At 62.7% G+C, this 8750-nt stretch carries 11 protein-coding genes; all 11 read left to right on the plus strand.

Annotation, left to right across the window (positions count from 1 at the left end; genetic code table 11):
- The first annotated feature begins 54 nt into the window (after nt 1–54).
- On the plus strand, nt 55–645 hold the full coding sequence (locus H928_RS29720; RefSeq protein WP_204366341.1) for a hypothetical protein: 591 nt from the start codon (nt 55–57) through the stop codon (nt 643–645).
- A complete protein-coding gene (locus H928_RS29725) occupies nt 632–1300 on the plus strand; it encodes a hypothetical protein (RefSeq protein ID WP_021028848.1) in 669 nt (222 codons plus the stop codon). Before H928_RS29720 ends, H928_RS29725 begins: the two co-directional genes overlap by 14 nt.
- Nucleotides 1297–2040: a terminase large subunit domain-containing protein gene (locus H928_RS31890; RefSeq protein WP_204366342.1), complete on the plus strand. Its 744-nt coding sequence runs from the start codon at nt 1297–1299 to the stop codon at nt 2038–2040. Before H928_RS29725 ends, H928_RS31890 begins: the two co-directional genes overlap by 4 nt.
- Nucleotides 2028–2792 (plus strand): hypothetical protein, encoded by a 765-nt coding sequence (locus H928_RS31895; protein ID WP_148293303.1) that lies wholly within the window; start codon nt 2028–2030, stop codon nt 2790–2792. The genes H928_RS31890 and H928_RS31895 overlap by 13 nt, the downstream gene beginning before the upstream one ends.
- 1 nt (nt 2793) lies before the next feature.
- On the plus strand, nt 2794–4998 hold the full coding sequence (locus tag H928_RS0124400) for a hypothetical protein (protein ID WP_027011363.1): 2205 nt from the start codon (nt 2794–2796) through the stop codon (nt 4996–4998).
- Nucleotides 4999–5048: 50 nt separating this feature from the next.
- On the plus strand, nt 5049–5267 hold the full coding sequence (locus H928_RS0124405) for a hypothetical protein (RefSeq protein WP_021028850.1): 219 nt from the start codon (nt 5049–5051) through the stop codon (nt 5265–5267).
- A gap of 31 nt (nt 5268–5298) precedes the next feature.
- The gene (locus H928_RS0124410) at nt 5299–6201 is read left to right on the plus strand and encodes a hypothetical protein (protein ID WP_021028851.1); all 903 of its coding nucleotides are present in this window, start codon (nt 5299–5301) and stop codon (nt 6199–6201) included.
- Nucleotides 6202–6224: 23 nt separating this feature from the next.
- Nucleotides 6225–7262 carry a N4-gp56 family major capsid protein gene (locus H928_RS0124415; RefSeq protein ID WP_021028852.1) on the plus strand — a complete coding sequence of 346 codons (1038 nt, stop codon included), beginning with the start codon at nt 6225–6227 and terminating at the stop codon, nt 7260–7262.
- Between the two features lie 76 nt (nt 7263–7338).
- Entirely contained in the window at nt 7339–7794 is a 456-nt protein-coding gene (locus H928_RS0124420) for a hypothetical protein (protein ID WP_021028853.1), read from the plus strand.
- Nucleotides 7795–7808: 14 nt separating this feature from the next.
- Complete coding sequence (locus H928_RS0124425; protein WP_021028854.1) at nt 7809–8465, plus strand: DUF6682 family protein; 657 nt, start codon at nt 7809–7811, stop codon at nt 8463–8465.
- Between the two features lie 13 nt (nt 8466–8478).
- The coding region (locus tag H928_RS32665) for a hypothetical protein (protein ID WP_204366343.1) at nt 8479–8750 on the plus strand (272 nt) is incomplete at its 3' end.

The following is an 8750-nucleotide window of genomic DNA, read 5'->3' on the forward strand; positions in this document are numbered from 1 at the left end:
GCACACCCGCCTAGGGGTGGTGCGAGAGGAGTGTACTGGTAATGATCTGGGGTAATGACAACGCCCAAGCAACACCCTGCAGCAGACCGATCCTTAGTTTGCCCCCCGGAATCAGCGGGTAAGCCGCCGATTCTGAATCCCGCTAAGATCGCGGCGCTGCGTGAGGAACTCATCAAGAACCGCCAAGTGCCCCATGGCGTAGAGAAGGACTTAGTTGACCAATTCATCTACCTTCATGAGTGCGGATACTCCGATGACCTGATTCCACTGACCCCTGAATGCGTCCTGGTGCGAGAGCAGGCTTTCAAGTACGGGCGGGCTGACATTGTCGTGTACCACTCGGATGGCAGCGCAAGCGTCATCGAGGCGAAGGATGGAACCAAGGGGTACACCCACGTTGTGGCCGGGATCGGCCAAGCCACCCTCTACTCTGTACAGCTCGGCATGTCCAAGGGCGCTGTGAAGCGTGTGCGGCGCTGCTTGCTTTGGTCGAGCACGGGCAACCACTTCCTGGATGCCATCATTGACATCGCGTGCGAACAGGCAGGCGTCGTTTCATTGCCTATGGCCAGCATGGTGGTGATGCAGGCCACCACAGCTGCTGTTGGGCGACTATTGGCGGAGGCGCGTGATGGGGGCGCGTAAACGCATCGACTACGACCGCATCGAAGCGGGCTGGCGAGCCGGTCTCCAGAGCCCTCGCCAGTTGGCAGCGGCCTACACAGAAGAGACCGGTGAAAAGGTCTCACACGCGGCCATCATCAAGCATTTTGGTGATCGCGGCATTCCTCGTGACCTCTCCGCGAAGATCCAGGCCAAGTCCGATGCGATGGTTACGGCAGCCATGGTTACGGGCAAGGTTACGCCAGACACCAAGATCCCCGAAAAGCGCATCGTGGAAGAGGGCGCGACGAAGGTGGCTTCGGTACGCTTGGCTGAGCGGGCGGACATTCAGCGCAGCCGGTCCATCTGCATGGGCCTGATGGCTGAGCTGGAGCAGCAGAGCGTTAATCCCAAGCTGATGGCTGAAGTCGCAGCGATCCTGCGCGGTACAGCTGCCGATGAAATGACCAAGGAGCAGCGCGCCAAGTTGGCCGAAGCTGCAAGCAAAGCGGCATCCCTGTCCAGCCGCAGCAGCACCATGCGCTCCCTCTCGGAGTCGCTCCGGATTCTGGTTGGGCTGGAGCGCCAGGCCTATGGGATCAAGGAGGAGCTGCTGCCGCCAGCAGATCCTGGTGTTGCCACGTTCTCAACGGCCGACCTCTTCGCGATGCGCGACGCCCTGAAGGGCGGTGTATGAATTTGGCCGACCTGCCTCAAGAGCAGCGCAGCGCGATGCTTGCGGCCATTGAGCTGGAGCTGTCCCGACGCAAGATCGACGGTATGTATCCCGCGACTGGGCCGCTGCGTCGTGAGCTTTACCCGAAGCACATGGAGTTCTTCCGCGCCGGCGCCACCTACCGCGAGCGGTGCGCCATGGCCGCCAATCGTGTTGGGAAGACGGAGGGGATGGGAGGCTACGAGACAGCACTGCATCTGACCGGGCGCTATCCAGACTGGTGGGAAGGCCGACGCTTTGCCGGGCCCGTGCGTTTCTGGGCGGCAGGCAAAACCAACGAAACCACGCGCGACATCGTGCAGAACAAGTTGTTCGGCCCGGTGGTGGGATCTGGAACTTCTAAGTGCTTCAGCGGCACTGGCCTGGTCTATGCCGACTGCATTGAGCGGGTGGGCTGGAAGCAGGGTGTTACTGATCTGGCTGACACCGTGTATGTCAAGCATGTGAGCGGGAAGTTCTCCGAGCTGGGCTTGAAGTCCTACCAACAAGGGCGGGGCAGCTTCGAAGGCACCGAGCGCGATGGCATCTGGCTCGACGAGGAGCCGCCGCTGGAGGTTTACAGCGAATGCCTCATTCGAACGGCCACGACCAATGGGATCGTCTATATCACCTTCACCCCTCTGGAGGGGACAACCGGCACGGTGATGATGTTCCTTGAGGGCGAGCAAGAGGCGAAGGAGGAAGCCCTGTGCCTGCAATAACCGCATCTCGATACCTTGTCACCGCAGGATGGGACGATGTGCCCCATCTCGATGCGAAGACCAAAAAGGAACTGTGGGACAGCTCGCCTGCTCATGAGCGAGAAGCCCGGGCACGCGGCATTCCAACCCTGGGCAGCGGCCGCATCTTCCCGGTGGAAGAGGGCAGCATCAAGGTGCCGGCCTTCCCGATTCCTGCGCATTGGGTGCGCATCAACGGACTGGACTTTGGCTGGGATCACCCCACGGCTGCTGTGCAGCTTGCCTGGGATCGCGACAGCGATTGCATCTACGTGGTGCAGGCACATAGGCTGAGCCACGCTACGCCGGTTATCCACGCCAGCACCATCAAAGCCTGGGGCGATTGGGTTCCCACTGCCTGGCCACACGACGGCGAGCAACACGACAAAGGCTCTGGCGAGCAGCTGGCCGTTCAGTACGCCAAGGCCGGCCTGCGCATGCTCAAGGATCGGGCCACCTTCGAAGATGGAACGAATGGAGTGGAAGCGGGGTTGATCGACATGCTTGAACGCATGCAGACGGGACGGTGGAAGGTGTTTGCCCACCTGAACGACTGGTTCCAGGAGTTCAAGCTGTACCACCGCAAGGATGGCAAGGTGGTGAAGAAGCTCGACGACTTGATGAGCGCGAGCCGCTACGCCACCATGATGAAACGCAAGGCGATCACCAGGCCTGTGCCACAGCGCTCCACCGGCGGCGACTGGGCTCCACTGGATCGAGAAATGGGGTATTGAGATGCAAGCCACTGAAACACAAGGGGGCTTGCAGCCCCAAGGCGACGGCGCCGAACCCCAGCGCGACCTGCGCGCCGAGTTCGTCCTGACGCTCCTATCCAAGCGCCGCGAGGCCATTGCCGGCCGCGCTGGCTCGGGCATTGAGGAAGAGTGGACGGAGGACGAAGAGTATTACCAGGGCATTGATGACGCCAACCGCGCCTTCCAGAACGCCAACCAGCTCTACCGCAGCCGCAAGGCGGCCATCATCGGTGGCCAGGCCAAGGACAAGGGGCCGGTGCGATCTGTCGTGTTCCTGAACATCACGCGCCCCTATGTGGATGCGGCCAGCGCGCGGGTTGCCGACATGCTGCTGCCGACGGATGATCGGGCGTGGGAGATCAAGCCGACGCCGCTGCCGCGCCTCAGCAACATGCAGCTGACGCAGCTGGCCGGCGCACTGGGGTTGACCGATCCGGCCGCCGCGCAGCAGCACATGGAAAGCCAGGCCGCCCAGGCCAAGCAGGCAGCAGAGCGCATGCAGACCGCAATCGAAGATCCGCTGGTGGAGAGCAACTGGCACGGCGAAGTGCGCCAGGTCATCGAAGACTCGGCCCGCCTTGGCTCTGGCGTGCTCAAGGGCCCGTTCCCAGTGACGCGCACGGCCCGTATGACCCATAAGGATCCAGCCACCGGCATGACCGAGTTCATCAAGGTGGACGAGATCAAGCCCGGCTCCAAGCGCATCGACAGCTGGAACTTCTTCCCGGACCCTGCCTGCGGCGAGAACATCCACCATGGCAGCTACACCTGGGAGCGCGAGTTCATCGGCCGCCGGCAAATCAAGGAGATGCTGGCCGACTCCAGTTACGATCCTGGCGCATTGCTCGGCGTGCTGCGCGAGGGACCGTCACGCACCCGCGAGGGTACGGAATCTGTCTACCGCCCTGGCGAAGACGAGTTCGAAATGTGGATCTTTTATGGCCACTGCGCACGAGAGCACCTGACCCGCCTGGGTGTGGAGTTGGAGGAGAGCGACGAGGACCGCGTGCCCACCATGGCTGTCATGATCAATGACCGCTTGGTCAAGGTGGTGCTCAGCCCGCAAGAGGATGGCGAGTTTCCCTATGATGTGCTTGCCTGGCAGCGCCGCCCCGGCATGCCCTGGGGCCTGGGCATCGCCCGCCAGATCCGCACTGCACAACGCATGCTCAACGGATCGGCGCGAGCCATGATGGACAACGCCGGGCTGTCGTCGGCGCCGCAGGTGGTCATCGGCAATGGCATCACGCCGCAGAACGGATCCTGGAACCTGACCCCGGGCAAGACCTGGCGCGCCGAAGCCAATGCAGACGCCCGCGATGTGCGCGCAGCGTTCAATGCCTTCGTGGTGCCCAGCGTGCAGGGTCCGCTGATGAACATCATCACCTTTGCCCTCAAGATGGCCGAGGACACCACCGGCATGCCAGCGATGCTGCAGGGTATCCGCGGCGATGCGCCAAACACCCTGGGCGGCATGCAGATGCAGAACAACAACGCCACCAGCGTGCTGCGGCGCTTGGCCAAGCGGTTTGACGACTACATGACCCGGCCACACATCCAGCGCTACTTCGACTGGATGATGACCTACTCGGAAGACGACAGCATCAAGGGCGATTTCCAGATCGACGTGCGCGCATCCAGCGCCCTGGTCGAGCGCGACGCACAGCAGCAGTTCCTGATGACGCTGCTGCAGGTGGCGGCCAATCCCATCTACGAACTCGACCCGGCCAAGCTGGCTGCCGAGCTGTGCAAGGGCCAGCGACTGGATCCGACGAACTTCCAGCTCACGGAAGAGCAGAAGGCCCAGCGGAGCCTGCAAGGCCAGGATCCAACGGTCGCCGCAAAGGCCAAGCTGCTGGAGGCACAGGCGCGCAAAGCCGATGCCGATGCCACCAATACCGGTATGGAGACGCTGTACAGCAGCGTGCAGACCGGAGAGCGCATCTTGCTGAACCCGGGTGTTGCCAGCTTGGCCGATGGCTTGGCGCACTCGACAGGGTTCAAGGATCAGGATGCAGCGCCCATTGTGCCGCAGCCATCTGGCTGGGCAGTGCCAGAGCAGCAGCCCGCAGCCGGTGAGCTGCTGACAAACACCAATCCACTCACACCAGCCAACCCAGAAAGCCCTCTCGCCGGCGTGCGGCAGGGCATTGAGACGCCAGCTGTGGATGGCAGCTATCTGTGACACCCGTCTAGGGTTCGCCTGAATGCGCTGGTTGCGGAAAACTGGGCGCCATGACAACGGCTATCGAGCTTCATTCCCCAACCTGGCGCGCCATCGAGCAGCACGCCCGTGCCCAAATCGCCACGTTGCGGGAGAAGAACGACAGCCCAAGCCTGGATGCCTTGCACACCGCCGAACTGCGCGGGCGCATCGCCTCCTTGAAAGACTTGCTGGCGTTGGGTAATCCAGCCCCGGCGGAGCCCGCCGACGATGGTGGCTACGGCTACTGACCTCGGCATTCAACATAGGAGTGCATGACTCATGGACGGAAACCAGCAGGAGCAGGAAGCTTTCGAACGCAGCTTCGCTGAAACATCTGGCACGCCACTGCCTTCCCCCGCACCGGCAGCGCCGGCAGCCGAGGAAGCTGCAGCGGCACCAGCAGCAGAAGCAGTCGCGCCTGCGGCCCCTGGCACTGAGGATCAACCAAACGCGGATGCAGGCGAGGGCGCTGCCCCGGCCGCATCTGGTGAGGAAGATGATCCGATTGTGTTCGAGGGCTACAAGCGCAGCGAAGTCCAGCGTCTGATGGGCCAAGCCGCAAAGGTGGAAGACCTCGCACAGCAACTGCGCAGGGCGAACGGGAAGATCGGCGAGCTCAATGGCCGTCTGCAGTCCCAGCCCGCAGCGCCTGCCGCCGCCCCGACGCCTGCACCGGCGCCCGAGCTTTCGGCGGAGCTACAGCAGTTCGAGCAGGACTATCCCGATGTGGCCAAGTACATCCATGCCCGGTACGGCGCAGTGCAGCCTCAACCGCCGGTCGCCCCGCCAGCCAAACCGCAGCAGCCCGTGGCCACGGATGCAGCGACGGTATCGGCCGAGCTTGACCCTGGCGCAATTGAGCTGGCCGTGATGGACCGCATGCACAAGGGTTGGCGCGAGAAGGTGCAGTCGCCGGAATTCAATGTCTGGCTGGCTGCACAGGAGGAGCAGGCGCAACAAGCCTTTGCCGAAGCCAACACCGCCGATGGTGTTGCAGCCGTCATTGGCCAGTACGACCAGTTCGTTACTGCGCGATCCAGTGCCGCCGAAAAGGCCGCGCGGGGTCAGCAGCGGCTCAAGGCTGCCGTGACGCCTACTGGCAACGCACCTCGCCCTCAGTCTGCGCCTACCGAAGAAGAGGCATTCCAGGCCGCATTTCAAGCAACACTCAACCGGCGCTGAGCCGGATCTGAAGGAGAAGATTCATGGCTGAATTCAAGAGCACTGATCCGGCTGCCCGGATTGGAAAACTCAAGGGCGACATCCTCGGTCACGCTGTACCGTGCGAAGTGCTGGGCATCACCGGCCAGCAACGCGGTATGCCCAAGAACCAGGGCAAGACCATCGTGCACCGTCGCTACCTGCCTTACGGTGCGACGAACACCGACTGGAACACCCGCAATCGTCCCAAGGCTGTGCCTGCGGCTCACGAGCTGACCGAAGGTGTCACGCCCGCGGCCGACACGCTGGTGCCCCAGGACATCAACGTTACGATCAAGCAGTACGGCTGCCTCTACCAGCTCACCGACCAAACGGTGGACACCTACGAGGACGATGTGCCCGCTGAGATGAAGAAACAGTGTGGCGAGCGCATCGCCCTGGTACGCGAGATGATTCGCTACGGCACCCTGAAGGCGTGCACCAATGCCTTCTACGCCGGCGGCGGCGCATCGCGTGCAGCTGTGAACGCCAAGATCACGCTGCAGCTGCTGCGCAAGATCAGTCGCAACCTGCAGGCAAACCACGCCAAGCGCATCACCGGCATTCTGGCGCCGTCGCCCAACATCGACACTCAGCCGGTGGAAGCGGCCTACCTGGTGTTCGTCAGCACTGATGCCGAAGCTGACATCCGCGATCTGCAAGGATTCACGACCGTTGCTGAATACGGCACCCGCAAGCCAGTGAGCCCTTACGAGCTGGGCAGCGTGGAGAACTACCGGTTCATCACCAGCCCTGAACTGGCTGCATACCCAGATGCGGGCGCTGACCTCGGCAGCACTGGCCTGATGGGCACCACCAAGGTGGATGTGTATCCATTCATCGTGGTGGGTGAGGACGCCTGGGGCCAGCTGTCGCTGCGCGGCGCTGATGCGCTGGATCCTACCTACATCCCGCCCGGCCAGAAGGACAAGAGCGATCCGCTGGGCCAGCGCGGCTTCGTGGGCGCCAAGTTCTACATGGCTTGCACCATGCTGAACGAAGGCTGGATGGCTGTGGCCGAAGCGGGCGTGAGCGCGCTGTAAGCCTGTAAGCAACTGGGCCCGGGGTGGATTCGTCTGCCCTGGGCCTTCCTCTCAAGATCAGATGAAAGCAAGAACCATGGCCACCGCACCACGCAAACCCGAAGTCGACTCTACCAACGAATACCTGGGCGCCACGCCGGCCATGGAGTTTGGTGTCGTGCCCGACTTCTCCCCCGAAGTCATCGACTCGCCTGTGACCTTCAAGGACGCCGAGTTGGAAGCCTTCATGAATGAGCCCGTCATGGTGACAGTGCTCTCCGGCGGCAAGGACAACGAGGCGCCTTTCGTGCAGGTGGCCGTCAATGGCGTGCTGCAGATGTTCCGCCGCGATGTGCCCATTGTGGTCAAGCGCAAGTATGTCGAGCGCCTGGCGCGCGCCAAGGAGACCGGCTACGACCAGGATCTGGATGACCGCCTGGGCGAGAAAATGAACGTGCTCAAGCAGGCCAAGAGCTTGCGCTACCCCTTCCAGGTGAACCGCGACGACAACCCCAAGGGCAGCGCCTGGCTGCGCTCGGTGCTGGCGTCTTGATCTGAAAGCCAGCCATGACCCTCCAGGATCTGATCACGCTGTATCGGGCTGATTCGTTGGATGGGCCTGAATCGCAATTCTGCGATGACAAGCTCCTGACGATCTACGCCAACGAAGCGCAGGATGAAGCCTGCCGGCGCGGCCAGCTCCTGCGAGATTCGTCGTCCAGCTGGTGCACGCTCCCTGTTGCCGCCGGCGCAGAGTCGGTGCGGCTCAACCCTTTGGCTATACGCGTGCTGCGTGCCTTTGTGGATGGCTGCGCGCTGCAGCCACTCCATGTGGATGAGATGGACACCTTCTTCCCGGGCTGGCAGTTTCAAGCTGTGCGCAACCGACCAACGCATCTCATCACCGGCGTGACCACCGATCAGCTGTACCTCTGGCCCAGGCCGGACAAGGAATACACGGTCAACCTGACGGTGCAGCGCCTGCCCAAGAAGCCGATGCAAGGTTGCGGCGACAGCCCAGAGATCCGGCCCGAGCTGCATCAAGCCTTGGTCAGCTGGATGCTCTACCGGGCCTACAGCCGCACCGATGGCGATCTGATGGACCCGGCAAAGGCTGGGTTGTCGCTTGCCAAGTTCGAGGCGGAGTTTGGGCGCAAGGCCAGCGGCCGCAATGAAGAGTGGGTCAGAACCGGCGACGAGATGATGCCTGGGCCTATCGCTTAAGAAAGGAAAGATGATGGCTACCTCTTATGGCGATGCGGCAGCAGCCTATCGCAACCCTCTGGTGCAGATGATCCCAACGGATTACGACAAGCGCACCCCAATGCCTGACGGCTCGCAGAACAATCCCATGAACAGCGAGTTGGGGCGCAACGTCACGAATACCCTGAACGCAATCCCTGGCGCCGCAGCTGTGCCCGGCTCGGCCGCGCGCGCTGGCGGGTTGGTTGCTCGCGCCTTCGGAGCCGCCGCCCCTGCTGCTCCCTATGCGCCTGCGGCGGGGGGGGG

This window comes from Comamonas sp. B-9 (assembly GCF_000410635.1).
Lineage (GTDB): Bacteria > Pseudomonadota > Gammaproteobacteria > Burkholderiales > Burkholderiaceae_C > Comamonas.

Bases quoted from the DNA above. Each gene is read 5' to 3' on its own strand.
- H928_RS29720 (WP_204366341.1), top strand. From the start codon at position 55: ATGACAACGCCCAAGCAACACCCTGCAGCAGACCGATCCTTAGTTTGC.
- H928_RS29725 (WP_021028848.1), top strand. From the start codon at position 632: ATGGGGGCGCGTAAACGCATCGACTACGACCGCATCGAAGCGGGCTGG.
- H928_RS31890 (WP_204366342.1), top strand. From the start codon at position 1,297: ATGAATTTGGCCGACCTGCCTCAAGAGCAGCGCAGCGCGATGCTTGCG.
- H928_RS0124400 (WP_027011363.1), top strand. From the start codon at position 2,794: ATGCAAGCCACTGAAACACAAGGGGGCTTGCAGCCCCAAGGCGACGGC.
- H928_RS0124405 (WP_021028850.1), top strand. From the start codon at position 5,049: ATGACAACGGCTATCGAGCTTCATTCCCCAACCTGGCGCGCCATCGAG.
- H928_RS0124410 (WP_021028851.1), top strand. From the start codon at position 5,299: ATGGACGGAAACCAGCAGGAGCAGGAAGCTTTCGAACGCAGCTTCGCT.
- H928_RS0124415 (WP_021028852.1), top strand. From the start codon at position 6,225: ATGGCTGAATTCAAGAGCACTGATCCGGCTGCCCGGATTGGAAAACTC.
- H928_RS0124420 (WP_021028853.1), top strand. From the start codon at position 7,339: ATGGCCACCGCACCACGCAAACCCGAAGTCGACTCTACCAACGAATAC.
- H928_RS0124425 (WP_021028854.1), top strand. From the start codon at position 7,809: ATGACCCTCCAGGATCTGATCACGCTGTATCGGGCTGATTCGTTGGAT.